This is a genomic window from Psychroflexus gondwanensis ACAM 44, from assembly GCF_000355905.1.
Taxonomy (GTDB): Bacteria; Bacteroidota; Bacteroidia; order Flavobacteriales; family Flavobacteriaceae; genus Psychroflexus; species Psychroflexus gondwanensis.
The window spans coordinates 1-26,751 of record NZ_APLF01000022.1 but is presented as its reverse complement, the minus strand read 5'-3'; the positions used below and the strand labels follow the sequence as shown (position 1 = coordinate 26,751).

Below are 26,751 nucleotides of genomic sequence, written 5' to 3'. Positions count from 1 at the left end.
TTTTTATGACAATATGTTTTGATTATTTATCCATTTCTTCCATTATGGCTTGTGATAACTTTTTATAAGTTCCATTTTCTAAGCGCTCTCTTATCACAGAGAAAGCTTTGAGAGTTAAATCTATATCCTCCATAGTATGTGTAGCTGTAGGTATCATCCTTAAAAGGATTAAACCTTTTGGAATTACCGGATACACAACTATAGAACAAAAGATACCATGGTTCTCACGAAGATCTTTTACTAGTGCCATAGCTTCTGGAATGCTCCCCTTCAGATAAACTGGTGTCACACAACTTGTGGTTGTTCCAATATCAAAACCATTTTCTTTTAAACCGTTCTGAAGCGCATTCACGTTTTCCCAAAGCTTGTCTTTAAAAGCAGTCGAATTTCGCATCAATTCTAAACGCTTAAGTGCACCTTCTACTAAGGACATCTGCAGTGATTTAGCAAACATCTGTGATCTTAAATTGTATTTTAAATAATCGATAATTTCTTTATCTGCAGCAATAAAAGCTCCTGTACTGGCCATTGATTTTGCGAAGGTTGCAAAATAAACATCTATATCATCTTGAACACCTTGCTCCTCTCCAGCTCCAGCTCCTGTTTTACCCAAAGTTCCAAAACCGTGAGCATCATCAACAAGCAATCTAAAATTGTACTTTTTCTTTAACTCTACAATTTCTTTAAGCTTACCTTGTTCACCACGCATTCCAAAAACCCCTTCAGAAATAAGAAGAACGCCTCCTCCAGTTTGCTCAGCTATTTTTTCAGCTCTAGCTAGGTTTAGCTCTATACTGTCTAAATCGTTATGCTTATAGGTAAAACGCTTACCAAGATGTAAACGAACACCATCAATAATACATGCATGAGCATCTACATCGTAAACTATAACGTCATCTTTGCTAACTAGGGCGTCTATTGTTGATAAAATGCCTTGGTAACCAAAATTGAGTACATACGCAGATTCTTTGCTAACGAAATCTGCCAATTCTTCTTGTAGCTGTTCGTGTAGACTTGTGTGTCCACTCATCATTCTAGCACCCATCGGGTAGGCACTACCCCATTTTTTTACAGCTTCTTCATCTGTTTTTCTTACTTCTGGATGGTTAGCAAGTCCTAAATAATCATTGATGCTCCAAGTAATTACTTCTCTACCTTGGAACTGCATTCTATTGCTGATTTGCCCTTCCAGTTTTGGAAAAACAAAATAACCTTCAGCTTGATCTGCCCATTTACCTAAAGGGCCTTTATCTCTATAAATTTTTGCAAATAAATCTTTCATAAGCTCTCTATATATTTATTTTTCAAATCTACCCAATCTCAACTAATTGATGTTTGTGATATGGGCTTTTTTCAAATTGCTTTGGTTTTGTTCATCTTCCAATCCAGGGTAATTGGTAAATCCTTGAGATTTCATCCAATCATCAGAAAAAACTTTGCTCATATACCTCGATCCATGATCTGGAAAAATAGCAACCACCTTGCTTTTTGAATTAAATTCGTTTTCTGCAGCCAATTGTTTTATGCCTTGCATCACTGCACCACTTGTATATCCAACAAACATGCCTTCAGTTTTGGCTATATCTCTTGCCATGTAAGCACTATCCTCGTCGGTTACTTTTGTGAATTTATCTATAATATCAAAATCTGTAGCACTTGGAATTAAGTTTTTCCCTAAACCTTCAATTTTGTAGGGATAAATTTCACTTTTATCTAATTTACCAGTCTCATGATATTTCTGTAATACCGATCCAAAGGCGTCTATACCTAGGATCTTAATATTTGGATTTTGCTCTTTAAGATACCTTGCAGTTCCAGAAATAGTACCTCCCGTCCCACTACAGGCTACAAGATGTGTTATTTTTCCTTCTGTTTGTTCCCATATCTCTGGACCTGTGGTTAAGTAATGAGCATCAATATTCAAGTCATTGAAATATTGATTGATATAAATAGAACCTGGTGTCTCTTTATAAATTCGCTTTGCAACTTCGTAATAGGATCTCGGATCTTCCGGAGCCACATTCGATGGACAAACAGTTACATCAGCCCCCATGGTTTTCAATAGAGATATTTTATCCTTTGAAGATTTGGAGCTCACTGCAAGAATGCATTTATATCCTTTTATAGCAGCAACCATTGCAATGCTAAAACCAGTATTGCCCGAAGTTGTTTCTATAATAGTGTCTCCTGGCTTTAAATCACCGTTTTTTTCAGCTTTTTCAATGATATAATGCGCTATTCTGTCTTTAGAGGATAATCCTGGATTTTGAGCTTCATACTTAGCTAAAAATTCTCCTTTAAAATGTTGAGTAATGTTGTTAAGTCTTATTAGTGGTGTACAACCTACCATTGATAGTAAGTTATCGTGAACATTCAATTTTTTATGCATAAAGCCAACGTCTTTTCACGTAAGTAATGTTTTTTAAAATAGATAACAGGGGGCTAAATTACGATTTTTTTTCGATTACTTTAAAATTTGCTCCAAATCAAGTAAAAATGCATAATCTTTAGAAAGCTCCTTTAAAGCCTCAAATCGACCAGAGGCTCCACCGTGTCCTGCGTCCATATTGGTATCTAAATATAATTTGTTTTGATCGGTTTTAAGTTCTCTTAATTTTGCCACCCATTTGGCTGGTTCCCAATACTGCACCTGAGAATCGTAAAGGCCTGTGGTAACCAACATGTTTGGATAGTCTTTAGCTTCAACATTATCATAAGGTGAATAGGTCTTGATATACTTATAATAATCTTCTTCATTAGGATTTCCCCATTCATCATATTCACCAGTTGTTAAAGGAATACTCTCATCTAGCATTGTGGTAACAACATCTACGAAAGGCACTGCCGCTATCACTCCGTTGTAAAGTTCTGGAGACATATTGATAACTGCTCCCATTAGAAGTCCGCCTGCAGATCCTCCCATAGCATATAAATGATCGGGAGATGTGTACTTCTGATCTATTAGATACTCAGAAACATCAATAAAATCTGTAAATGTATTTTTCTTATGAAGAAGCTTCCCTTTTTCATACCAATCTCTTCCTAAATATTCGCTACCTCTCACATGAGCAATAGCATATATGAAGCCTCTGTCTAAGAGGGAAAGTCTTGTCGTAGAAAAGTAAGGGTCCATTGTCGCTCCATAACTTCCATAACCATACTGAAGAAGTGGATTATTTCCATCTCTTTTAATGCCTTTTTTATACACTAAAGAGACGGGGATTTCGCTACCATCTTCTGCAGTTGCCCAAATTCTCTCCGAGATATAATTATCCTTATCAAAACTCGGATCTTGAACGTCTTGTTCTTTCAGAACTTTTTCAGTTTTATCTACCATATCAAATTCGATAACCGACGCTGGCGTAGTTAGAGAATTAAAGGAGTATCTCAACTTATTGGTGTCAAAATCAACATTAGTCGTTGTATTTGCTGTGTAAGTTTCACTTGTAAAGGGCAAATAATAATCTTCGCTTTCATCCCAACTTTGTACTCGGATTCTACTCAAACCATTGTAACGCTCACTGGTTACCAAGAAGTTATTGAAAATATCTACTCCTTCAAGTAGAACGTCCTTTCGGTGTGGTATTACTTCTTCCCAATTGGATTCTGAAGTTGACCCGATAGAGGTTTTCATCAGTTTAAAGTTTTGAGCTTCATCTTTATTGGTAAGGATAAAAAAATCATCTTTATAATGAGCTAAATCATACTCTAAACCCCTTCTCCGTTCAGAAAATAATTTAAAGTCAGCGTCTGGTGTGTTAGCATTGAGGATTTGATATTCGTCAGACATCGTACTAGATGATCCGATAATAATGTAATCTCTAGATTTTGTTTTGTAGACATATGCATTGAAGGTCTCATCGCTTTCTTCAAAAATCATGACATCGTCTTCTGCAGAATTATCAAGTTTATGTTTGTAAATCTGATTAGATCTTAATGTTTGCTCATCTTTTCTGGTGTAAAAAAGAGTCTTATTATCATTAGCCCAAGTAGATCCTCCAGTAGTTGTTTCAATCTTTTCTGGAAATAATTCACCTGTCTCTAAGTTTTTAATTTGGATCGTGTATTTCCTTCGACTTACCGTATCTATTCCAAAGGAGGCATATTTATTATCTGGACTTATACTTATACCTCCTAGGTTAAAGTAAGCATGGCTTTCCGCCATTTCATTACAGTCGAACATGATTTCTTCTTCTGCCTCCAAAGATCCTTTTCTTCGGGTATAAATGGGATAATCTTTACCAGTTTCATAACGAACTTGATACCAATACCCATTCAATTTGTAAGGGACAGAGGAGTCATCTTCTTTTATTCTCGCTTTCATCTCTTCAAAAAGATCGGTTTGAAAAGCTTTGGTATGCGCAGTAGATTCTTGATAATACTCATTTTCTAAATTCAGATAGTCGATGACTTTTGGGTCTTCTCTATCATTCATCCAATAATAATTATCAACTCTGTCATCGTTATGAATAGAAAGAGTTTTTGGTTGCTTTTCAGCAGTAGGAGCTTTTATGTCTGTTTTCAATGTTTTCGAATTATCAGTTTTGCAAGATGCGACAAATATAAAGCTTAGAGCTAAGACTGGAAGGAAGTGTTTCATAAGTCTGAAATTTTTTATTAATCTTTATGTAACGTTTAAAAACAGAACAATATACTAAATTTACATTTCACTTTTAAATTAAAATTATGTTTGGAGATATGATGGGTATGATGAATAAAATCAAAGAAACCCAAGCAAAAGTAGAGCAAACTAAAAAGCGACTAGATACCGTAATGCTTGCAGAAAAGAGCAATGATGACTTATTGAAGGTCACTATTACCGCCAATAGAGAACTGAAATCTATTGAAATAGATGATGAACTATTAAAAGATAAAGAACAGCTTGAAGATTATTTAATCTTAACGCTCAACAAAGCTATCCAAAAAGCTAGTGATGTAAATGATACCGAGGTTTCTGCCGTTGCTAAAGAAGGAATGCCAGATATACCTGGGCTAACGAGTTAGAAATATAAAAACTAGCTTAAAATAAAAAAAGCTGAAAAGGCTAAGCTATTATTCCTTTTCAGCTTTTTTTACTTTGAGTGATTAATTATTATTTGACATAGACCACTTTCCGGTTGATGAATTCCATCATACCATCTTTTGCGAGTTCTCGTCCATATCCTGACTTTTTGGTTCCGCCAAAAGGTAACCTTGGGTCAGATTTTACCAATTCGTTAATGAATAGTGCCCCATCACTTACTTTACTAGCATACTCTTGCGCCTTTGAAGTCTCTTTTGTAAACAGACTAACGCCAAGTCCAAATTGAGACTCCTCAGACAACTCAAAAGCCTCTTCTACTGTTTTTACTTTAATCATAGCTGCCAAGGGTCCAAAAGTTTCTTCCTTAAAAGCTGGCATGTCACGAGTGACTTTACCAAGGACTGTCGGTTCATGAAAACACTTGTTTTGATGTCCACCGAGTAGTAATTCCGCGCCTTGTTCTATGGAGTCCTTAACTTGTCGTTGTAATTCATCCGCCAGGTCTTTTCTTGCCAATGGTCCAACTTGTGTATCGTCTAAAATTGGATCTCCAACTTTAAGTTGCCGCGCTGCATCAGTAAATTTCGTTACAAATTCCTCATAAACAGAGTCTTGAATGATAAAACGCTTAGCGGCAATACAGCTTTGACCACTATTGAGCATTCTAGCCTTAACAGCCGTTTTAACTGCCAAATCTAAATCTGCATCCTCTAGGACAATAAAAGAATTACTTCCCCCTAATTCGAGCAAACTTTTTTTGAGGTGCTTACCTGCTATTTGAGCAACTGTAGAACCTGCTTTCTCACTCCCGGTTAAAGTGATTGCTTTTACCCCTTCGTGAGATATTATTTTTTCTGTGACATCATGACCCACAACCAAGCTTTGAAATACTCCTTTCGGAAATCCGGCTTTTGTAAAAACATCTTCTATTTTTTGAGCACATCCAAATACATTGGAAGCATGTTTCAGGAGACCCGTATTCCCCGAAGTTAAAGTAGGTGCTGCAAATCTAAAGACTTGCCAAAACGGAAAATTCCAAGGCATTACAGCAAAAATAGTTCCCATAGGATCATGACGCACAAAACTAGTAGAGGCATCGGTTTTTATATGTTCATCAGAAAGGAATTCTTCGGCATGTTCTGCATAATAATCGCAAACCCAAGCACATTTTTCAATTTCTGATTTTGCTTCTGAAATTGGTTTACCCATTTCTAAAGTTATCATTTGAGCATATTCATCCCTATTATCTCTTAAAACATCTCCCGCTTTTTTCAGGAGCTTCGTTCTATGTGATAAAGGTTTTTGTCTCCATTCTTTGAATGCTGAACTAGCATCACTTAATTTTTGATTTAATTCTTCTGAAGTGAGAGCTGAATATGCTCCTACCTCTTCGTCGTTATGTGGGTTGGTGCTTTTAAATATCATTGGTACATATGATTTGTGATCTTTATTAAAATTAAATTTTTCTCAAACTTAAATGTTGTCCTTTAAGAATTCGATTCTACAGCTGACCAAACTTCAGATAAGAAATGTTCAGTCATCTCTTTTGGAGCCGATTCATTTAAAGAAGGTTTAGAATAAGTGATGTTCTTGGCGGTGTGACCTTGAAACGGTAAACCAAAAGATTTACTTCGTTTTTTACGCTGCTGAAAATTAATATGCTCCTGGAATTCTTGAAAAAAGTCAAAACTTTGACTCCTTTGTTTACCGCGCCAATATAAATCTATTTGACCTGTTTTAGGGTGATATCCAGCTGTAAATAAAGTACCAAACCCTTCTTTAAAAAGGTCATTGTACAATGGCTTTCTCATAAAAGCATCTACCAAATCTGAAGCTGAAAGACCCTCTTCTTTTAAAAGATTTTTTAGAAATAAGGAACGTTCTATCGTTTTATTGAACGCGGCGTTTTCTGGCCAATCCAATCGCTTTTGATGATTTGTAGTAAAAGCGGCGTCGGTAACCACAGCCTTTTCATTTGGAGCCACTTGAACTGTTTTGTAATGGCCAGATTTGTCTACTACAGTTACGTTGTAGGCCATATGAGAAGGGATCCGAATTAATGCGGCCACTGCTTCTTTTACGTTACTACAAAATTCCAGAATATACCTTAAGATAAAGGGCATGCCAAAACCCTCTCCAATAATTTTCCTACCTCCAAACGTGAGCGAAACCGCTAAGCCTTTATCGTTCATACCATCCAAAACACCTAAGAGGCAATCGCTTGTAGCTATGACCCGTCTGTCGTTCCATTTACTAAACAATTGCACTCCCTCAAATAGGTTAGGATGATGATCGTAATTGCGAACGAGTTGAATATCATCACCCTCTAGAACCGCATTGGAGCAACCACTCACATAAAAGGGAGGTTGATAACCCGTGAGAAATTTCGAAGCAATTTCATCTGCTCCTGCAAGTTCACATAACCTGATGTAGGTTGGCCACATCTCTGGCATATGCTCTTTTAAAGCAACTTGAGAAGTTTGTAAATCTACAGACTGTTTCTCGGTTTCATTTTCAATAAGCCATGTCTTGTAAGCTTCCCAATGAATGAAAAATAAATTTTGCCATTTCTTACCTGGTAAACTAGGTTCAGAAATTGCTGTAAAATGAATCTGCATAGAGATTATTATTATTTTTGAAATTTATAAGAATTGCTTTTAATGAAAAGGCTTTCGTTTTTATTTGGTCAACGATCCTGGTAATTTTGATTTACGCTTATCTTCAACTACCACTGAAGAAAACTGAGAACGGATCGCTTTTATCCACTTTTTAGCTCGTGTGTTTAACTGAAAGTCATCTGTCATCATTCGTCCTCTTGTCACCAGAATCCCTATATCTGCACCTTCATATAAATAATCACCTTTTTTAGCAATTCTCATAAAGAAAGCCTCATTCTCATTTTGGACGGCTCGTCTATGCGTGTCCATTCTATCAAATTGAATATGCCCTGTGTCGTACATTTTCCAAATACCCGATTTTGCTGATCCGGTCACGTACTCGATCGTATCTTTCGTATGCTTAACAATCAATTGGCTCCAACTGTCTATATTTTCTTGTTTTGACCAACGTTTATTCAGTTTTTCAACATCCAAGGTGTAATCCATATTCATCCACTCTAAGATATGAAAAACAAAAAGTGGAGCATCTGCAAGTGCAAATACAGCATGGTTGGTAATTGAGCTTGCACCAGTTACTCTGGGATTGAGTTCTCCAAGATAAATTTCGCCGTTGTCCTGATCTATAAGAAAATCAAGCTCGAAGTAACCCTTATAGCCTTCCTCCCTCAATTGGTTTCCAAAAAGCTGAGTATATTCCACTGCCTTTTTCCTTAATTCTGGAGTAAACGCATCAGGATAGATCTCGTTACCACACCAGCCTCCTTCATAGGGTGTTAACTGTTTAAACCCAACTAACTCCGTCATGAGAGGCGTTACGATGGTGCCGTGTCTAGTCACACAAGCTTCAATAGCGGTTCCTCTACAACGGATACGCTTCATTATTTTTACTTCTTCCTCATCTTCAATTTCGTCTGCATACTCCAGATAATCTTCTTCATTGGAAATAAAGAAAGTCGTGTGACCCGAATCTCCAAAAGGAGTTTGGATCACCAATTCTGTTCCAAGATCTTTAGAAATTTTACGCAGATGTTTGTAATTATCCACCTTAGAAAGTACGTAAGGAACACAAGCTACTCCTGCTTTTTCTGCAATTCTATTGGTATTCACCTTATTATCTAGGAACGTTCTCATTTCTGCTGAGGGGAACATAATTTCTAGCCCAATCTTTTCTGCTAACCTTTCTGTTTCTTCATTAAACATAAGAAACATGGCCTTTCCTGCTCGTCCATCAACACTTCTGGTCTTGATATAATCCTGAACTTCTGGGTGTTGAAGTAGGTAGTTGTTTATGTCTTCTATCCCTTCAAAGTCATCGTGAGGTATTTCATTTTTTGGTGAAAAAACATTAGGATGTAATCCATCAAAACATTCGATGTAAGTAATAAATCTAAATCCTTTTATCCACTCATCCGCCCCTAAAAGATTAAAGTTAGTGGCACTAATAAAATATAGTGGCTCTTCATTCTTATGGAAAGCTCTCCTGATGTCTGATACCCCGTTCAAATCTTCTTTTTTGGGTCTACCTCGTTTCTTGGACACTACACTTGGGGAGGATTTTTTATTGGTCACCGGCGTCGCTGCTTGTTCAGACTTTCGTTTTCCACGAACAGGAATCTTTGTCTTATCTTTTCCACTGATAGTCGCCGGTTTTGAATCCGTCTTATTATTATTTTTCGACTTATTTTGATTCGAATCTTCTTTATGTTTAGAATCCATAATTATGTTTTAATAGATTATTATTTTTTTGTGTTACTTCCCATGGAAGTTACTGTTTTCTGTCTATTCAATACAGCATCTTTAAAAATCCTTAGGCCTAGTTCTGGTCTATATCCGTGAATTTCAGAGACGTCAAGAACAGTTAAAAAATGAATGATTTCCTCGCTAACGACTTGCCCTGGAACTAAAACCGGAAATCCCGGAGGATAAGGTATTATAAAGCAGGAAGCCACTAAAACTCGCCCTTCTTTTATAGTTGGTAAGCATTCACTTAGAGGAATATATTCGTAATTTTCTTCATTATACGCTAGCGTAAACGCCCCTCTTATGTTTCCTCCTGGAACTCCAGGAACCGCTTGGAAGGAGTTGTGGAAATAGCTAAAATCTGGCAAGGGAGGGAAATCTTGAGTCAACGATTCAATTCTATCTTGATGAATTTTACTTTCTGCGGAAGTAAGCGCGAGAAGTTCTTTATCTAATTCGTCTGCGATTTTTAAAAGTGCATTGGTTAAATAGGTGACACTACTTCTAGTCGTCCCAATATTGGTCATCAATAGAACTGTGTTTCTCGACGTTTTATTGATTTGAATATTGAATTTATCCATTAAATACTTATTCTTAAACGTATCCCCATTAACACCTGTTCTGCCTATATGAATAGTAATTTTGGTTGGGTCTAAAACAAACTCATCGTTCTTCCAAGCATCTTCCATTCGATTCCAACCTGTTTTTGGATTGTAATATTCCGATAAACCTGAGGCTCTAAATTCCTTAGGAATAAAATCTCCTATGGTCAACACATCAAAGTATTTTTTTAATTGTGGATGATCGTTAACCTTAGCTCTAAAAACCATCGCTAATTCAATGCTCTTTTCTACAAGCTCATAGCCTTCAAATTGCACCTGTCGCCTACCCGCATCCAAAGACGCTAAAATTTGGTAATTTGGTGAAGTGGATGTGTGTGTCATATATGCCTCCAAAAAGGTATTTTGACTCTTCTTTCTGAAATCTTCATCCCAGATATGTATCATAGAACCTTGTCTAAAGCTACTTAACGTTTTATGAGTACTTTGCGTAGAATACACCCTAATACGAACTTTATCTGGATCTGGTAGCTTTGATATTTCTCCCTTCTTTAAGTTCTTGATGTGTTCTTCATACTCTATCCTATATTTTTCACTTTTATATTTCTTATGAAGTTTATTGGCGACAAACATTCCTGTTCTCTGTTTGTAATTGTAGGTGAATCCTGCAAAAGCAAACCAAGCTTCGTCCCAGAGAAAAATCATATCTGGTTTGATAGCCAGTATTTCCTCCATGACCTTTTCGACATTGTACACCAACCCATCGAAGGTGCAATTGGTAAGCAATAGCATCTTGACAAGCTGCATTCTTCCAGCCTCTTTCAGTTGCAATAATTTATCCTTGATTTGTTGTAAAGGTACTGCTCCATACATAGAATATTTTTCTATAGGATAGGAATCTAAATACACTGGATATGCACCTGCTAAAACCAAACCGTAATGATGAGATTTATGACAATCTCTGTCAATTAAAATAACCTCCCCTGGTTTAACCAAGGCTTGAACTACTATTTTATTTGAAGTAGAAGTCCCATTGGTTACAAAAAAAGTATTTAGTGATCCATAAGCATCACTCGCCATTTTTTGTGCAGTCTTTAGGGAACCTGTTGGTTGAAGTAAGGAATCCAAACCTCCCTTGGTTGAAGAGGTTTCTGCCAAAAACATATTTCTGCCGTAAAATTTCCCAAAGTCATTGATCCATCGAGATTTAAAAACTGAATTACCCCTAGATATAGGCATGGCATGAAATATACCTGTAGGTTTTTTACTATATTCTTTTAAAGCTGAAAAGAACGGAGTTTCATAGCGTTTATAAATACCTCTTAAAATGGTGAGATGTAATTCTTGTACATCCTCTGCTCTGTAAAAAATCCTATCGAAAGTTTTTAACGTATTGTCTTTTAAATTTCCTAAGGCTGTATCTGTAACATAATAGGTATCAAGTTCAGGTCTAAATTTTTTGACCAATCGTCCCAATACTGGGCCCAATCGCATTTCTGACTTAGAATCGATATTCAAATTAAGAATGCTTTGAACAAATGGCTCTAGAAATGGAGATATTTTTTTTGACTTGTAAGGTGGAGCATAACGGATAACGACTGCTTGAATATTGCTATTGAATTTTAAAGCAATCATTGCATCCTCAAAAGTTCTTTGAACGACAATTCCATAATTAAATTGATCGTTGCTTGTACAAACTTCATTTAAGTCGTGTCGAAGCTTGTTTTCTTCTTGAACAGAAATATCTTCTACGAACAAAACTTCAAAATAATTTTTCCCTTTTCCATCAAACTTGTCGATAGCCTCTAAAGAGTCTGAATTTAAATCATCATCTTCAAAAGCGTTGGGATTACTGCGGTATTTATCGCTGACCAAAAGCTTTGTGATTTCTGAAATCTTATGAGCAAAAGCTGTATACTCCTGTCTTTCTATCATTTCGAGCAGCAAGCCCATTCTAAAAAGTCCAGGAAGCGCAAAATAGCTTTCGATGCTCTCTAATCTTTTAAAAATTTTCTTAACCTTTTCGATTTGCTTGTCACCTTCGACAGAACCTTTTGAAATATTTTCGAGATTTGAGGATTCAAATTTTAAATCATTCCAAGACTCCAATCGAAGTTGACTGATATTATAATACGTAGACATTTTAGGTTTAGGATTTATCATAAGAATTATTGGCTTGAATAAAGTGCTAACTTGTTTCCTTCTGGATCGATAAAAATGGCAAAGTATCCATCTTCATCATTAATAAGAGTTTTGGGCATTACTATTCTACCTCCAGCTTTCTCTACCTTACCAAGAACCAAATTGAGGTCTTTACCGGCATTGAGATATATAAGCGGACCAGATTCTCCAGGTGTTGAACCTGGACCAGCAACGATAGAACCACCTATCCCTTTATTTACAGGGAAAAAAGCCATTGCATAGTTTTTATCAAGATTAGTTTCCATCTCAATATCAAAAATCTGATTATAGAAATTTATAGATTGATTAAAATTTAGTGCTGGTATTTCAAACCAACTGATAAAATCTTTTCGTTTACTTTTGTTTTTAGGTGCTGTTCCTCCCATAAATTTTTTTGTTTAATGATTTGTAAATCCTTTATACCCTGCTGGATCCGATGGGTGAGCCTTCTCATGCTCGTGTTCTTGTATTTTCAATTTGGCTAGAGTATCCATTTTGGTGGGCTTGATTAATGGTCCTAAAGAATTGAGATAAGGCAATTCTACGCCATGTTGGTATATGCCAAATTGAACAATATGATCTCTAAAACTTTTTAGAGGCTGTCCTAGCCTTAAAACCCCTAATTCTCGACTTCTTTTAACCCTTTCTATATTTAATTCAATTGGGAAAATCTCTTCATTACCTTCTGCTTGGTAAATGACACGACCATCGGGTCCGCAAACCACCGATCTTCCGCTTCCGCCAGACTCCAGACCATTTACATCAAAGAAGTAACATTGGTTCACTGCTGCCATAGCTCTTACGATAGATAATTCGATATCTCTATCTATTGTACCTGTCATAGTTGGGTGTAAGATCACTTCTGCACCCATAACTGCAAGTGTCCGTACTGTTTCTGGAAACCACATGTCATAGCAAATAGAAATGCCAAATCTTGCAACCCCAGGCACGTCAAAAACACAGAAGTCCTCACCAGAAGTAACCCCAACTTCGTAAGGATAAAAAGGAAACATTTTTCTGTATCTTGTAACCACCTCCCCTCTTGGGTTAATTACTGTTGCGGTGTTATAAATATGACCCTCACTTTTTTCAAAAATTGATCCTGGAAGCAACCATATACCGTGCTTTTTGGCCATAGCTTGCATTTCTTGTTCAAAATTTCCAGGTATTGCGGAAGCGGTATGCGTCAACGGACCGTGACCACACAACTCACTAAAAACTACCATTTCTACCCATGGATAAAGGCTCATTGTAATATCTAATTTCAGTTTCATTAATTCAACATTAGAATTAACCGCTGAAATTTTCATTTGTATTCCTGCAATTGCAAAAGGTCTCATTGAGTATATATTAAGATTCGGTGTATAGATATCTGTTTCTCAAACATCCATTTAATAGTAATTCTTGTTTAATTATGTAAACCAGCTTAAAATCTTGCTCGTTGTACTTCGGGTATATTTTAAAATCTGTTGTTCCAAAATATCTAATCCTTTATTCAATTCCTCGTCTGTAATCACAAGAGGTGAAAGTATTCTGATTACATTTTTGTGTGTTCCCGCACTAAGAAGAATAAGCCCTTCATCGGCGCATCCCTTTACAATTTTATGACAAAGATCTGTGTCTGGAGAGTTTGGGTTATTGTCTTTTATAAATTCTATCCCAATCATCGCACCAATCCCCCTAACATCTCCTATTTCTGTCACCTCTTTTTGTAGATGACGAATACGCTCCATTACGATACCTCCAACATGAATGGCTCTATCGTTAAGATGGATGTCTTTCATATATTGAATAGTAGCTAAGGCTGCGGCACAACATACTGGACTCCCTATATAAGTTCCTCCAATTGTCCCTGGTAAAGCGGCATCCATAATCTCTGCCTTCCCAACAACAGCTGCTATTGGTAATCCAGAACCCATAGATTTCGCATAGGTACTTATGTCTGGCTGTACACCATAATACTGCCAGCTTGCCCAATGCCCCGTTCTACAGAATCCGCTTTGCACTTCGTCAAAAATCAACATCACTCCATGTTCATCACAAAAGGAACGTAAGCCTTCCAAATATTTTTTGGGTGCAGGATTAAAGCCACCTTCACCTTGAATAGGCTCTATAATAATGGCAGCCACACTTTTTATATCCACCAAGATATGCACACTTTCATAAAGTCGATGCAACTCATTATCTACAAACTCATCTAGGGTTGAGGTACTAGGATGTTTATAGAAATTAGGAAAAGGTAATCTATAAACTTCTGGAGCGAAAGGCCCTGAGGAGAATTTATAATTGACTTTACTGGTTAAACTCATCGCCATGAGCGTACGGCCATGATAAGCTTCGCTAAAACAAATAACCGCAGGTCTTTGTGTAGCTTGCCGAGCGATTTTGATAGCATTTTCAACTGCTTCTGCCCCTGTACTTATCAACATGACTTTGGTCTTATCTCCATGTGGTAGGATTTCTGCAAGTTCTTCGCACAACTTAATATAAGGCTCATAGGTAACCACATTAAAACTCGTATGCAAGTATTTGCCTGCTTGCTCACGTATAGCCTCTACCACTGGAGGTGGGCAATGTCCTGCATTAACGACACCAATACCCCCAGCAAAATCTATCAATTCATTACCGTCTACATCTGTAATAATGGCACCCTTTGCTTCTTTAACAGTAGCTGTGTTAAAAACGCCTACACCGTTAGCGACTATATTTTTTCTCCTGTCAAGGAGCTCCTGAGATTGGGTTTTTTGCTTGATCATGTTTAAAAAAGTTGTCTTTAAATTGTTAGGGAATGAAAAAATGGATATGAAAATGTAATACTAAAAGCAATATGCATATCTTCAATATACAACATTATAATTATACTAAAAAATTATGCTTAAACTAAAATTATAAATGTTAAATTATTTAGGATTTATTCATCTAAATTTAAAAATAATTTAGTGTGTGAAACCTAAAAGACAAAACTCACCTTAAGGTTATGCTCTCTATATACACACTAGATCCAATTTGAATACGTTTATCGTATATAAATTAGGATATTGGGTTTCAGTTTCTAAATCAAAAACTATATTTGCCAATAATAATTAACGACTAAATGAAATTCACTCCTATAATAATTGCCTTACTTATTATCACCTCACTTACGTCTTGCATTAGCACAAAGCGGTTAACCTACTTAGCTGAAGATGAAAACAATAAAGTAGATAGTTTGATTTCTTTTCAAAAAATGCAAAGACCTTATAGAGTTCAAATCAACGATTTGTTAAGTATAAGAGTCAAAGCTTTGGACCAAGAATTAACCAGTATGTTTAACCCGATTGGTGATTCAGAAAATTCGACGGCAACCACAGAAGAAAGAGCATATTTTGACGGGTTCCTGGTGGACAGACATGGTGAAATAAGGATTCCTACAATAGGAAACATGAAAGTTTTAGGACTTACACTCGAAGAAATTAGATTGAAGCTAAATGATAAATTACTTGAAGATTATTTTAAATCTGAAGCTAATATTTTTATAACCGTAAAATTGGCAGGACTTCGCTACACAACTTTAGGTGAAATAAATAGCCCCGGGAGTCAAGTTATTTATAAAGAACAGATTTCCATTATGGAGGCTATTGCGAATTCTGGAGATATTACATTAACAGGCGATAGACGTGCTGTAAAAATTTTAAGACAGTATCCTGAAGGGCAACGCATACATAGAGTGGATCTTACAAAAATAAGTGCGATTAACTCTCAATTTTATTATGTACAACCTAATGATTTAATCATTATTGACCCTCTTCCTCAAAAATCACTTGGAATAGGAACCACAGGATTTGGAACTATAGCTACTGTTTTTTCGATAGCTACGGCGATAACCATATTATTTATAAGACTCTAATGGAAGAAGATTTTGAAGTAAGTGAATCCAATGCTTATTTTGACTTTAAAGGTTTTATAGTCAAGATATTTAGCTATTGGTATTTATTTGTGATAAGCATCCTCATCGGGATGGGTATCGCCTATTTCATCAATGTCAGAAAACAACCTATTTATCAAATTGAAAGTTTGATCACCATAAAGGATGATCAAAATCCCTTTTTTACGTCCAATACAAGTTTAACCTTCAACTGGGGAGGTGTTTCCGATAAAGTGAATACGACTGTTACAACATTAAAAACAAGAACTCACAATGAAAAAGTAGTCAATAGACTAAGGCTTTACCTTCAGTATTATGAAGATGGGAAGTATCAAAAAGAAGATGCCTACGGCAAAGTTCCTTTTGTAGTTATGGAAGATAGTCTAGAAGCTCAGCTCATAGGAAAAGAACTCACCATAAGATTTATAGATGAGACTAGTTTTGAACTTAGCCTAACTTTTGATGATGAAGATCCAGGGAACTTAAGCTATTACAATTATACCACTAAAGAAACCGAGAATCTATATTCCAAAAAAGAGGATTACAAAGAGACCTTTAAGGTATCGGAGTATGTAAACTCACCCTATTTTAAAGGTCAGGTTTTTAGAAATTCAATACCAATGAGTTTAGATAAGCCTTACTATATAAGGTTTACTAATTACTATTCGACGGTCAAAAAATTTCAGGATATCAATGTGTCCCCAGAAAATAAAGGAAGTTCAATTCTTAACTTATCTCTTAATGGAAATAACAAAGAAAAACTCGTAGACTATCTCAACACTACTGTACAAGTTTTAAGCGAAGATATGTTGAACCGTAAAAACCTATTTGCAACGAAAACCATTCGTTTTATTGATAGTAGTCTTACAGAAAAGTCTAAAGAACTTAAGTCGGTTGAGGAAGAACTCAATCAGTTTAAAATAAGCAATGACATTATAGATCTCACTGAAGAGAGCAGCCAAATAAGAGAGCGTCTTACCAATCTAGATCTTGAGAAAAACAGCATACAGCGACAGATAGATTATTACAACGGGCTAGAGCAGTACTTAAGGAATCGCCAAAATTATTCAGATGTCCCCGCCCCTTCAGTTGCTGGTATAGATGAACCTAGCATAAGTCAAGCTGTTGGTAAAATTGTAGCCTTGTCTGAGCAAAGAAGCAAATATTCCTATTCTTTAAAAACAGATGCGCCCATATTTAATGATATCGACAGGCAAATTGATGCGACTAAATCTGTTTTATTAGAAAATATAGGATCCACTGAGAATATATTACTAGAACAATTAGGAAATATCCGACGAAATGAAGCTGAACTAGAAAAGCAAATTAGAGCACTTCCCAAAGAACAACAAGATCTTTTAAAAATTGAACGCCGATACACCATCAGCGAAGAAACCTATAGTCTATTTCTAATTAAGCGTAATGAAGCGGGTTTAATAAAGGCAGCCAACGTAAGTGATGTCCAAATTATAGATAAAGCCATGGATACTGGTGGTGGGAAAATAGGACCCAATACGCAATTGAATTATGTTATGGCATTGCTTATAGGAAGCTTTGTACCCTTAGTGTTTGTATTTCTTCTTGTCTTCTTGGATAATAAAATCAATAACCCAAAAGATATAAATAAATTATCACCAATACCTCTTTTAGGGGTTGTTGGTAAAAGCAAAAGCACCTCTAACCTAGCTGTATTTTCAAAACCCAGATCTGCGATAGCTGAAAGTTTCCGTGGACTTAGAACCAGTATGCAGTTTATTTTTAAACAACAGCACATACAAGGTAATAAGACCATACTAATTACTTCGTCTGTGAGTGGTGAGGGAAAAACCTTCACAGCTATCAACATGGCTTCCGTGTTTTCTATGAGTGGTAAAAAGACATTATTGATAGGCTTAGACCTTAGAAAACCTAAGATATTTGAAGATTTTGATATCACTAATGATATTGGAGTCGTGAATTACTTGATAGGGCAAAATTCTGTAGAAGAAATCATACAGAAAACAAATTATGAGAATCTAGATGTTATCGTTTCTGGTCCGGTCCCTCCTAACCCTTCAGAACTATTGATGGGAGATAAAATGGACATACTCATCGCCTCCTTAAAAGAGAACTATGACTGTGTGATTATGGATACCCCGCCTATAGGTTTGGTGTCTGATGCTTTAAATCTAGGTAAATACGCAGATGCTTCTATTTATTTGTTGAGACAAAATTATACCAAAAAAGCAATGCTAAGTGTCATAAATGATAAATATGAAAAGGGAGAAGTAAAGAATATCAGTTTTATTCTCAACTATTTTCAACATAAGGCTAAGTATGGTTATGGCTACGATTATGGCTATGGTTATGGGTATGGCTATGGACGTTATGGCAACGGCTATCTTCAAACTGAAAAAAAGTCCTCCTTTAGGAAAAGAGTAAAACGAAAATTAAAAAAAATATTTAAATTATAAAATACACAACTATGAGTCATCCTAAAATTGCAATTATTGGCTTAGGCTACGTAGGACTTCCTCTAGCCGTAGCATTTGCTAAAAAATATCCTGTGGTGGGTTTTGATATAAATCAATCTCGAGTAGATGAATTGAATAGCGGCACCGATCATACCTTAGAGGTTTCAGATAAGGATTTGAAGGAAGCCTTGACCACCAATGACTCTCCTGCCATGAAATTGTCCACAGAGTCCAATGACATGAAAGAGGCGACCATCTTTATTGTAACTGTACCCACACCAACAGACAAAAACAGGCAACCGGTTTTAACCCCTTTAATAAAAGCTAGCGAAACTATTGGGAGCATTCTTAAAGACGGTGATATTGTTATATACGAGTCCACAGTATATCCAGGAGTAACAGAAGAAATTTGCGTTCCTGTTTTGGAACAATTTTCTGGTAAGACCTTCAATAAAGACTTTTTTGCAGGCTATTCTCCCGAAAGAATTAATCCAGGAGATAAAGAACATACCATTACTACTATACTGAAGGTAACCTCAGGATCTACCCCTGAAATCGCTAAACGAGTAGATGATTTATATGCTTCGATTATTACAGCAGGAACTCATTTAGCCACTAGCATAAAAGTAGCGGAAGCTGCAAAAGTGATTGAAAATTCGCAAAGAGACATCAATATTGCTTTTGTAAACGAGTTGTCTAAAATTTTTAGACTTCTAGATATAGACACCAACGATGTGTTGGAGGCTGCGGCGACCAAATGGAATTTTATAAAGTTTTCTCCTGGTTTGGTAGGTGGACACTGTATAGGTGTAGATCCGTATTATCTAGCCCAAAAGGCTTTGGAAGTAGGCTATAATCCTGAAATTATTTTATCTGGTCGTCGAATGAACGATGGGATGGGGAAATATGTAGCCAATGAAGTTATAAAATTAATGCTCAATAAAGAAGCAAAAGTAAAAAATGGAAAGGCTTTAGTATTAGGTATCACCTTTAAGGAAAACTGTCCAGATACTCGTAACACCAAGGCAATTGACGTAATAGAAGAGTTGAAAAGTTACAATATGAATGTAGACGTTTGCGACCCTTGGGCCAACAAACAAGAAGTAAAAACTTTATTTGATATTGATTTATTGAGGTGTGAGGATCTCAAATCTACCTACGACACTATTGTTTTAGCTGTATCTCACAATGAGTTTTTAAATTTAAATTTTGAAGCTTTAAAAAATAATAATGCCGTTATTTTTGATGTGAAATCTTTTTTACCAACCGATAAAATTGACGGCCGATTATGATGTACAAAACAGCATATCATTCACAGGATTTATCTAAATTTCGATTTTTAGTGACTGGGGGAGCTGGATTTATCGGTTCTAATATCGTTGAATACCTGTTGAAGTTTGGAGCAAAACACGTCCGAGTTTTAGATAATTTATCTAATGGCTACAGAACCAATATTAAAGAATTTGAGACTGAATCTAACTTTGAGTTTATAGAGGGTGATATCAGAAAGTTTGAGGATTGTGATCATGCCGTTGAAGATATCGATATCGTTCTTCATCAAGCGGCCTTAGGATCTGTGCCAAGATCTATAGATGATCCTATTTTGAGTAATTCTGTAAATGTTTCTGGATTTTTAAATATGCTGGTCGCTTGCAAAAATTCTAAAACTGTAAAACGTTTTGTTTATGCGGCTTCTAGCTCAACTTACGGCGATAGTCCTACTTTACCTAAAGTTGAAAACAATATAGGCAAGCCTTTATCCCCTTATGCCGTGACCAAATATGTCAATGAACTGTATGCCGATGTGTTTGCTAAAACCTATGGGCTTGAAGTTATTGGCCTGCGGTATTTTAATGTTTTTGGACCTAAGCAAAGTCCAGAAGGTGCCTATGCTGCAGTCATTCCCTTATTTATGCAAGCGTTAAAAGATCAAAGCTCACCAACCATGAACGGAGATGGCGAGCAAACCAGGGATTTTACGTTTGTAGAAAATGCAGTACAAGCAAATATCAAAGCTGCCTTTGCAGATGAGAAAGCAACCAATGAGGTTTATAATGTCGCTTGTGGCGACCGCATCAGCTTAAATCTGCTTTGGTCGGCTTTAGAAAAAGCGTCTGGTAGTTCTTTAAAAGCAATCTATGGTCCACCAAGACAAGGCGATGTAAAAGATTCTTTAGCTGATATAAAGAAAGCAAAAGAATTAATGGGATATGAGCCTAAATTCAATGTAGAAGAAGGAATAAAAATAACTTGGGACAACTTCAATAAGAACTAAGTTAAGCTATGCTTTAAGCATCAAGGTAGAAACTCCTAACAATTTGTCCTTCAAAAGCGATACATAAATCGTTTATTTTTTTTGAGTTTTTGAAATCCCTTCTTATAAAAAAACCTGCCATCTCTGGCAGGTTCAACTTAATCAAAACAAAATTAATCAATATTAAAATTTTAAGTTAATCGCAAGATTAAACTCATCATAAATAGTTTTGTCACCTAAGTTATCAAAAAAGCTACCTGAGCCATATCTCACGTTATATTTTGTTCTATCAATACTAAGATTTGTAGTCGCTGAATTTTCAGTCATTTTCAAATCAAAAGCGATTGGATTGGTATTTCCTTTAATAGTAAGATCTCCAGAAACCCCATATACATCGCCTTTTTTGGCCACTGTCGTAATGACAAATTTTGCAGTTTTATGAGTTTCTACACCAAAAAAATCATCTGATTTAAGATGGCCCATCAAATCTTTTCTGTTGTCTCCTTCAAGGTCAGTAACGTCAATAGAGGTCATATCTGCAGTGAATTCACCACCAATTAATTTTCCGTCCTCCATCAAGAAAAAACCGTCTTTCAAATTGATAGTTCCTGAGTGAGAACCCGTTAATTTTTCTCCTTCCCATTGGATGGTACTTTCTTTAACGTCAACTTGTTTCTTTTCAACCGTGTTGGTAAAAGCTACCAAGCCTAAGATAATTGTGGTGGCTAAAGCACCTTTTAAAACATTCATTTTCATAATTTTAAATTTAGGGTTTGTGTTTATATTAAATTCTAGTAAATAATTCGTCTTTGGATTTTCTTACTTTCTTAGCATCTTTCAACTGATCGGCTTCACTTCTATAACCCACCGTTGCTAAAGTAACAGATTTCAGGTCTTTGGATTTCAAATCCAATAACTCATCAAATTCAGCTGAATCGAATCCTTCCATTGGGCAAACATCTATTTTAAGGTCTGCAGCTGCAGAAAGCAAATTTCCCAACGCAATGTAGACTTGGCGAGATGCCCAAATGTGTTTAACGTCTTCAGTAAATGTTAGCACAGAATTCTGAATCATTTCTCTTAAATCCTGAAAATCTTCTACTGGTTTATTTCTTGTTTCGCTATTATTTTTAATGAACTTATCAAGATACTGTCTATCCACATTGGTGTTGTAAGCAAAAACCAACAAATAAGAAGCGTCTGTAATTTGAGGTTGACCAAAAGCGGCTGGCTTTAGCTTAGCCCTAACTTCAGGATCTTCTATCACCATCACTTCATAGGGTTGTAATCCGTAAGAAGAGGCAGACAATCGGATGGCTTCTAATAAGGTTTCCATATCATCTTTAGACACTTGTTTTTCTGGGTTAAATTTTTTCGTGGCATATCGCCAGTGTAAATTCTCAATGTATTTATTCATATATCAATTTCTTAGTTTGTTTAATAATAAGTTCAAATTTATTAATTCTTCAGAAGATAAATTGTCTGTAATATTCATCTCAGCATTATCGACCGCAGTATTAATAATACTTAAAGTTTTGACCCCTTGAGAAGTAATGGTTATATCGACTTTTCTCCGATTGGATTCGCACTGCTCTCTTTCTACATAACCTTTTTTTATTAACTTATCTACTAGACGCGTCGTGTTACTCATTTTATTAATCATCCTATCTTGGATAGTTTGCAGAGAACTTGGCTTGCCTTTCATGCCTTTTAATATTCTTAAGACATTAAATTGTTGTGTAGAGATATCAAATGGTTTTAAAGCAAAAGTGATTTCATCTGTTATCCAACTTCCTGTAAAAAGGAGATTAAGTAAGGCTCGCTTAGATTCTGGTAACTCTTGTGAAATTTTCAACTCTTTTTCGATAACCATGTTGTAACAATATTTGTACATACAAATGTATAACTCCTTAAGAAAGAAAAAATTAAATTCTTTGTTAAATTACCACTAGCTTTTATGAATGTAAATTTTAAACGATTTTCGACTCTAGTCATGCAAGCTGTTAGGAATATTGTATTTTTACGACTTAAGATAATATTTAATCATGGAAAATTTAAGTGAAAAAAAATGGAATGAAGGTCTTAAAGCCTCTTCTAATTCAGAAATAATTGATGTAAGAACTCCTGATGAATTTAACGATGGTTATATAGAAGGAGCTCGCTTATTGAATATTCAAGACTCTAGTAAATTTATGGAAGAAGTTGAAAAACTTGATAAAGACAAGGACTACTATGTGTATTGTAGATCCGGCAGACGAAGTGAAATGGCTTGCCAACTCATGGAAAAAGCTGGAATTGATAATGCTTACAATTTGGAAGGTGGAATATTGGATTGGACTGGTAATGTAAAAAAAATAGTATGAAAACTCTCACACTTTTAGCTGTTATCTGTCTTTTCGTTTCCTCATGTCAATCTCCAAACGAATCTACTCCTACATTGGTATCTTCTGAGGAAATGAAGAAATTAATGGACATGGATTCTATACAATTGATCGATGTTAGATCTTTGGAAGAATTTAGGGAAGGTCATCTTAAAGGCGCACAAAATCTTATTTATGATAATGATTTTGCTCAGAAAATAAGTCAACTTGATAAATCAAAACCTGTGGCGGTCTATTGTAAGACCGGAAGACGGTCTGAAGAATGTTCCACTATTTTAAAGAAAGCAGGATTCAAAAAGGTTTATGACTTGAAAGGGGGGTTAAGCCAATGGAAATTTGAAGAAGAACTCGTTAAAGATAGTTTACCTTAGAAAATGTAAGTTGTAACTTATATAAACAGGGATTATTCATCAGAAAAAAATATATTTGCATAGATTATTTAATTGAGCCTTATGAAATTTATTATCTCTAGTACATATATGTTGAAAAACCTTCAGACTCTTGGAGGTGTGATCAACAATAATAATACGATGCCTATTTTGGATAATTTCTTATTCGAATTAGATCATAATTCCCTCAAGATATCAGCTTCAGATCTAGAAACCACTATGAGTTCTGCCCTAAATGTAGAATCTAGTGACCAAGGCGAAATTGCTGTTCCTGCAAGGTTGTTGCTAGAAACGCTTAAGTCGTTTCCAGAACAGCCACTTACCTTTCATAAACTGGACAATCATACTATTGAAATAAGTTCTGAACAAGGAAAATATGCTTTAGCCTATGCGAATGCAGAAGACTTCCCTTCTCCTGTGAGTATTGAGGATCCTAGCCAAACCGTTTTGGTCGGTGATATTTTAGCGACAGCTATCAACAAAACTATTTTCGCTACAGGAAATGATGATTTAAGACCAGTGATGAACGGTGTCTTTTTCAGATTTACAACAGAAGCTTTAATTTTTGTGGGTACAGATGCTCATAAACTTGTGAAGTATTCTAGAACAGATATAAAAGCAGACAAGCCAGCCGAGTTTATCATGCCTAAGAAACCTTTAAATCTTTTGAAAGGTGTACTTTTAGGGAGTGAAGAGGATGTTCAAATAGAATTCAATGAATCGAATGCAAAATTCAGTTTTGAAAATTTAGAATTAACCTGTCGATTGGTTGATGGCAAATATCCCAATTATGAAGCCGTCATCCCGCAGGAAAACCCAAACACGTTAACTATAGATCGCTCTTTATTTTTAAGTTCTGTAAGGAGAGTTTCGATCTTTTCTAACAAAACCACTCATCAAATCCGCTTAAAAATCGCAGGCGCAGAATTAAATATTTCTGCAGAAGATTTAGATTATTCCAATAAAGCGGAAGAACGCTTAACTTGCGATTACCAAGGAGATGACTTAACGATTGGATTTAATTCCAAGTTTTTAACAGAAATGTTGAATAACTTAAACTCGGAGGATATCAAAATAAAAATGAGCTTACCAAACAGAGCTGGAATCCTAACTCCTGTAGATGGACTAGAAGAAGGTGAACACATAACTATGCTAGTCATGCCAGTTATGCTAGGGAATCAATAGTCGATTTCATCGTTTCATAAAATAATAAAAGCCTCCAATTTGGAGGCTTTTTGAATTCTAACAAACAAAACCTAATTTTTCAATATAGGGGCTGTTGTATATGCGAGAACTTATCTATGACGGTTCTATTAATTAAAAAACTTAATACTGAAAGGGTAATGCGTCGGTTCGCCATTATTTGCTTTTATAGCATTTATGATTGGAAAAATTAAAGTTAACAAGCCAACAATGGCTAGAGTAATAAATCCAACTATGATGAGCATAAGTGGAATAGATATGATGCCCAAAATAATCATTGTCAATTGAAAATTCAAGATATCTTTTCCTTGCTGGTCCATATGCTCTACCTTATCCTTTTGGGTCAACCAAATCACTAAGGGAACAATAAATCCTCCAAAACCTGTAATAAGGTTGAGTAATTGCGAAAGGTGTGTAAACAATAAAAGTTGTCTATCCTCTCTTAATAATGGGTCTTGATATACGTCCATGAATCCTTGTTTTTATAATAAGACTACTTCTTTTCAAATTCGTTACAAATTTTAACAATTAAATCTTAAAATATAAAAATTCAAGGTCTTAATTCTAAATCAAATTCTATGTGTATTAAAGAAACAGACTGTAAATTTGCATCATGATAAATAATGATACCATAATTGCTTTAGCAACTGCTTCTGGAAGTGGAGCTATAGCAGTGATTCGTGTGAGCGGAAACCAGGCTTTGGAGTTGTGCTCTCCCCTATTTGAAGCTAAAAGTGGAATTTCCATCTTAGACCAAAAGAGTCATACGTTGCAACTGGGGACTATTCAAGATGGGCAACGCATATTAGATGAAGTTTTAGTGAGCGTTTTTAGAGGTCATAAATCTTACACTGGTGAACCCACTGTTGAAATTTCTTGTCACGGGAGTTCTTTTATTCAAAAAGAAATCATTCAATTATTAATCAAAAAAGGATGCCGTTCTGCACAGCCTGGAGAATTTACCTTAAGAGCTTTTTTAAATGGTAAAATGGACTTGAGTCAGGCTGAAGCCGTAGCCGATTTGGTCTCTAGCGATAATGCTGCAAGCCACCAGCTGGCCATGCAACAGATGCGGGGTGGATTTACAAACCAAATTCAAGAACTTCGACAAGAACTTTTAGATTTTGCTTCTTTAATGGAACTTGAACTCGATTTTTCTGAAGAAGATGTTGAATTTGCCAATCGTGAGCAATTTCAGGCATTGGTCTTAAAAATACAAAAAGTTTTATCGCGGCTCATCGATTCGTTTGCTGTGGGAAATGTCATTAAAAACGGTATTCCAGTTACTATTGTCGGTGAACCTAATGTGGGTAAATCTACCTTGTTGAATGCCTTGCTCAACGAAGAACGAGCTATTGTAAGTGAAATTGCCGGCACAACTAGAGATACGATAGAGGATGAAATTTCTATAGGTGGTATTGGTTTTAGATTTATAGATACTGCCGGTATTCGAGAAACACAAGATACTATTGAAGGGCTTGGTATACAGCGAACTTTTGAAAAAATTAAACAGTCCCAAGTCATTATTAAATTAATAGACAGCCCCAAACTTTTTGATGATCAGCAAAAATTAAGAGCAACCGAATGGAAACGTGTTAAAGAAGATATACAACAGTTGAAAACCAACTTCCCAGAACGCCCTTTCCTCCTACTGGCAAATAAAGCCGACCTGCTTTCTCCAGAAAATAAAGACCTACTGACTAAAGAATTCAAGGATCTTCTTTTTATTTCAGCTAAGGATAAAACGGGCATAGAAGAAATCCAAACTCGATTGCTCAGTTTTGTAGATGATGGAGCGCTAAGGAATAATGATACCATTGTGACCAACTCAAGACATTATAATGCGTTATTATTGGCTCTGGAAGAGATCAATAAAGTACAAGAAGGACTTAATGAAAACTTAACCACAGACTTACTCGCGATCGATATAAGACAGGCTTTATACCATTTTGGAGAGATTACAGGAGAAGTCACCAATGATGAATTGCTTGGAAATATATTCGCGAATTTCTGTATTGGAAAGTAAGATTCCTTGTTGAAATAAC

23 protein-coding genes are annotated in these 26,751 nt (G+C 35.8%); 9 read left to right on the top strand and 14 right to left on the bottom strand.

Annotated features, from left to right (window positions below):
• Nucleotides 1–22: 22 nt before the first annotated feature.
• From PGOND44_RS14115 to PGOND44_RS14105, 3 genes are all read right to left on the bottom strand, one after another.
• A complete protein-coding gene (locus tag PGOND44_RS14115) occupies nt 23–1,282 on the bottom strand; it encodes an aminotransferase class I/II-fold pyridoxal phosphate-dependent enzyme (protein ID WP_003444460.1) in 1,260 nt (419 codons plus the stop codon).
• 42 nt (nt 1,283–1,324) lie between these two features.
• Nucleotides 1,325–2,389: a PLP-dependent cysteine synthase family protein gene (locus PGOND44_RS14110; RefSeq protein ID WP_003444458.1), complete on the bottom strand. Its 1,065-nt coding sequence runs from the start codon at nt 2,387–2,389 to the stop codon at nt 1,325–1,327.
• A gap of 75 nt (nt 2,390–2,464) precedes the next feature.
• A complete protein-coding gene (locus PGOND44_RS14105; RefSeq protein WP_003444457.1) occupies nt 2,465–4,600 on the bottom strand; it encodes a S9 family peptidase in 2,136 nt (711 codons plus the stop codon).
• An 86-nt stretch (nt 4,601–4,686) separates the two neighbouring features.
• On the opposite strand from PGOND44_RS14105, the gene PGOND44_RS14100 reads away from it, so the two are divergent.
• Complete coding sequence (locus PGOND44_RS14100; protein WP_003444455.1) at nt 4,687–5,004, top strand: YbaB/EbfC family nucleoid-associated protein; 318 nt, start codon at nt 4,687–4,689, stop codon at nt 5,002–5,004.
• Nucleotides 5,005–5,092: 88 nt separating this feature from the next.
• On the opposite strand, the gene PGOND44_RS14095 is transcribed toward PGOND44_RS14100, so the two are convergent.
• The 7 genes from PGOND44_RS14095 to PGOND44_RS14065 all read right to left on the bottom strand — a co-directional run bounded on the left by PGOND44_RS14095 (nt 5,093) and on the right by PGOND44_RS14065 (nt 14,878).
• A complete protein-coding gene (locus PGOND44_RS14095) occupies nt 5,093–6,448 on the bottom strand; it encodes an NAD-dependent succinate-semialdehyde dehydrogenase (protein WP_003444452.1) in 1,356 nt (451 codons plus the stop codon).
• A 62-nt stretch (nt 6,449–6,510) separates the two neighbouring features.
• Nucleotides 6,511–7,641: a C45 family autoproteolytic acyltransferase/hydolase gene (locus PGOND44_RS14090; RefSeq protein ID WP_003444449.1), complete on the bottom strand. Its 1,131-nt coding sequence runs from the start codon at nt 7,639–7,641 to the stop codon at nt 6,511–6,513.
• 60 nt (nt 7,642–7,701) lie between these two features.
• On the bottom strand, nt 7,702–9,357 hold the full coding sequence (locus tag PGOND44_RS14085) for a biotin carboxylase (protein ID WP_003444447.1): 1,656 nt from the start codon (nt 9,355–9,357) through the stop codon (nt 7,702–7,704).
• A 20-nt stretch (nt 9,358–9,377) separates the two neighbouring features.
• Complete coding sequence (locus tag PGOND44_RS14080; RefSeq protein ID WP_040556231.1) at nt 9,378–12,104, bottom strand: aminotransferase class I/II-fold pyridoxal phosphate-dependent enzyme; 2,727 nt, start codon at nt 12,102–12,104, stop codon at nt 9,378–9,380.
• 5 nt (nt 12,105–12,109) lie between these two features.
• Nucleotides 12,110–12,508, bottom strand: coding sequence for a VOC family protein (locus PGOND44_RS14075; RefSeq protein ID WP_003444442.1), 399 nt, complete (start codon nt 12,506–12,508; stop codon nt 12,110–12,112).
• A 12-nt stretch (nt 12,509–12,520) separates the two neighbouring features.
• Entirely contained in the window at nt 12,521–13,462 is a 942-nt protein-coding gene (locus PGOND44_RS14070; RefSeq protein WP_003444440.1) for a carbon-nitrogen hydrolase family protein, read from the bottom strand.
• 72 nt (nt 13,463–13,534) lie between these two features.
• Nucleotides 13,535–14,878, bottom strand: coding sequence for an aspartate aminotransferase family protein (locus PGOND44_RS14065; protein ID WP_003444438.1), 1,344 nt, complete (start codon nt 14,876–14,878; stop codon nt 13,535–13,537).
• 338 nt (nt 14,879–15,216) lie between these two features.
• Here PGOND44_RS14065 and PGOND44_RS14060 point away from each other — a divergent pair, with 338 nt between their 5' ends.
• Genes PGOND44_RS14060 through PGOND44_RS14045 form a run of 4 tightly spaced genes read left to right on the top strand, consistent with a single transcriptional unit; the run spans nt 15,217 to nt 20,754 of the window.
• Entirely contained in the window at nt 15,217–16,008 is a 792-nt protein-coding gene (locus tag PGOND44_RS14060; protein WP_003444436.1) for a polysaccharide biosynthesis/export family protein, read from the top strand.
• The gene (locus tag PGOND44_RS14055; protein WP_003444434.1) at nt 16,008–18,479 is read left to right on the top strand and encodes an exopolysaccharide transport family protein; all 2,472 of its coding nucleotides are present in this window, start codon (nt 16,008–16,010) and stop codon (nt 18,477–18,479) included. The genes PGOND44_RS14060 and PGOND44_RS14055 overlap by 1 nt, the downstream gene beginning before the upstream one ends.
• Nucleotides 18,480–18,490: 11 nt before the next feature.
• A complete protein-coding gene (locus PGOND44_RS14050) occupies nt 18,491–19,771 on the top strand; it encodes a nucleotide sugar dehydrogenase (RefSeq protein WP_003444432.1) in 1,281 nt (426 codons plus the stop codon).
• Nucleotides 19,771–20,754: an SDR family oxidoreductase gene (locus PGOND44_RS14045; protein WP_003444430.1), complete on the top strand. Its 984-nt coding sequence runs from the start codon at nt 19,771–19,773 to the stop codon at nt 20,752–20,754. The genes PGOND44_RS14050 and PGOND44_RS14045 overlap by 1 nt, the downstream gene beginning before the upstream one ends.
• Before the next feature lie 162 nt (nt 20,755–20,916).
• Here PGOND44_RS14045 and PGOND44_RS14040 read toward each other — a convergent pair whose 3' ends face one another.
• The 3 genes from PGOND44_RS14040 to PGOND44_RS14030 are packed head-to-tail and all read right to left on the bottom strand — an operon-like array spanning nt 20,917 to nt 22,606.
• Nucleotides 20,917–21,489, bottom strand: a complete 573-nt coding sequence (locus tag PGOND44_RS14040) for a YceI family protein (RefSeq protein ID WP_003444425.1) — start codon at nt 21,487–21,489, stop codon at nt 20,917–20,919.
• Between the two features lie 28 nt (nt 21,490–21,517).
• A complete protein-coding gene (locus PGOND44_RS14035) occupies nt 21,518–22,150 on the bottom strand; it encodes an NAD(P)H-dependent oxidoreductase (RefSeq protein WP_003444424.1) in 633 nt (210 codons plus the stop codon).
• Between the two features lie 3 nt (nt 22,151–22,153).
• Entirely contained in the window at nt 22,154–22,606 is a 453-nt protein-coding gene (locus PGOND44_RS14030) for a MarR family winged helix-turn-helix transcriptional regulator (protein WP_003444423.1), read from the bottom strand.
• Between the two features lie 172 nt (nt 22,607–22,778).
• Here PGOND44_RS14030 and PGOND44_RS14025 point away from each other — a divergent pair, with 172 nt between their 5' ends.
• The 3 genes from PGOND44_RS14025 (at nt 22,779) to dnaN (ending at nt 24,688) form a co-directional block, all read left to right on the top strand.
• Nucleotides 22,779–23,096: a rhodanese-like domain-containing protein gene (locus tag PGOND44_RS14025; protein ID WP_003444421.1), complete on the top strand. Its 318-nt coding sequence runs from the start codon at nt 22,779–22,781 to the stop codon at nt 23,094–23,096.
• Entirely contained in the window at nt 23,093–23,485 is a 393-nt protein-coding gene (locus PGOND44_RS14020; protein WP_003444420.1) for a rhodanese-like domain-containing protein, read from the top strand. Before PGOND44_RS14025 ends, PGOND44_RS14020 begins: the two co-directional genes overlap by 4 nt.
• Before the next feature lie 81 nt (nt 23,486–23,566).
• The gene (dnaN, locus tag PGOND44_RS14015) at nt 23,567–24,688 is read left to right on the top strand and encodes a DNA polymerase III subunit beta (RefSeq protein ID WP_003444419.1); all 1,122 of its coding nucleotides are present in this window, start codon (nt 23,567–23,569) and stop codon (nt 24,686–24,688) included.
• Nucleotides 24,689–24,816: 128 nt separating this feature from the next.
• Here the strand turns inward: dnaN and PGOND44_RS14010 are convergent, their stop codons facing one another.
• Nucleotides 24,817–25,176, bottom strand: a complete 360-nt coding sequence (locus tag PGOND44_RS14010) for a DUF4870 domain-containing protein (RefSeq protein WP_003444417.1) — start codon at nt 25,174–25,176, stop codon at nt 24,817–24,819.
• 143 nt (nt 25,177–25,319) lie between these two features.
• On the opposite strand from PGOND44_RS14010, the gene mnmE reads away from it, so the two are divergent.
• Nucleotides 25,320–26,732 carry a tRNA uridine-5-carboxymethylaminomethyl(34) synthesis GTPase MnmE gene (gene mnmE, locus PGOND44_RS14005; protein ID WP_003444414.1) on the top strand — a complete coding sequence of 471 codons (1,413 nt, stop codon included), beginning with the start codon at nt 25,320–25,322 and terminating at the stop codon, nt 26,730–26,732.
• Nucleotides 26,733–26,751: the final 19 nt, after the last annotated feature.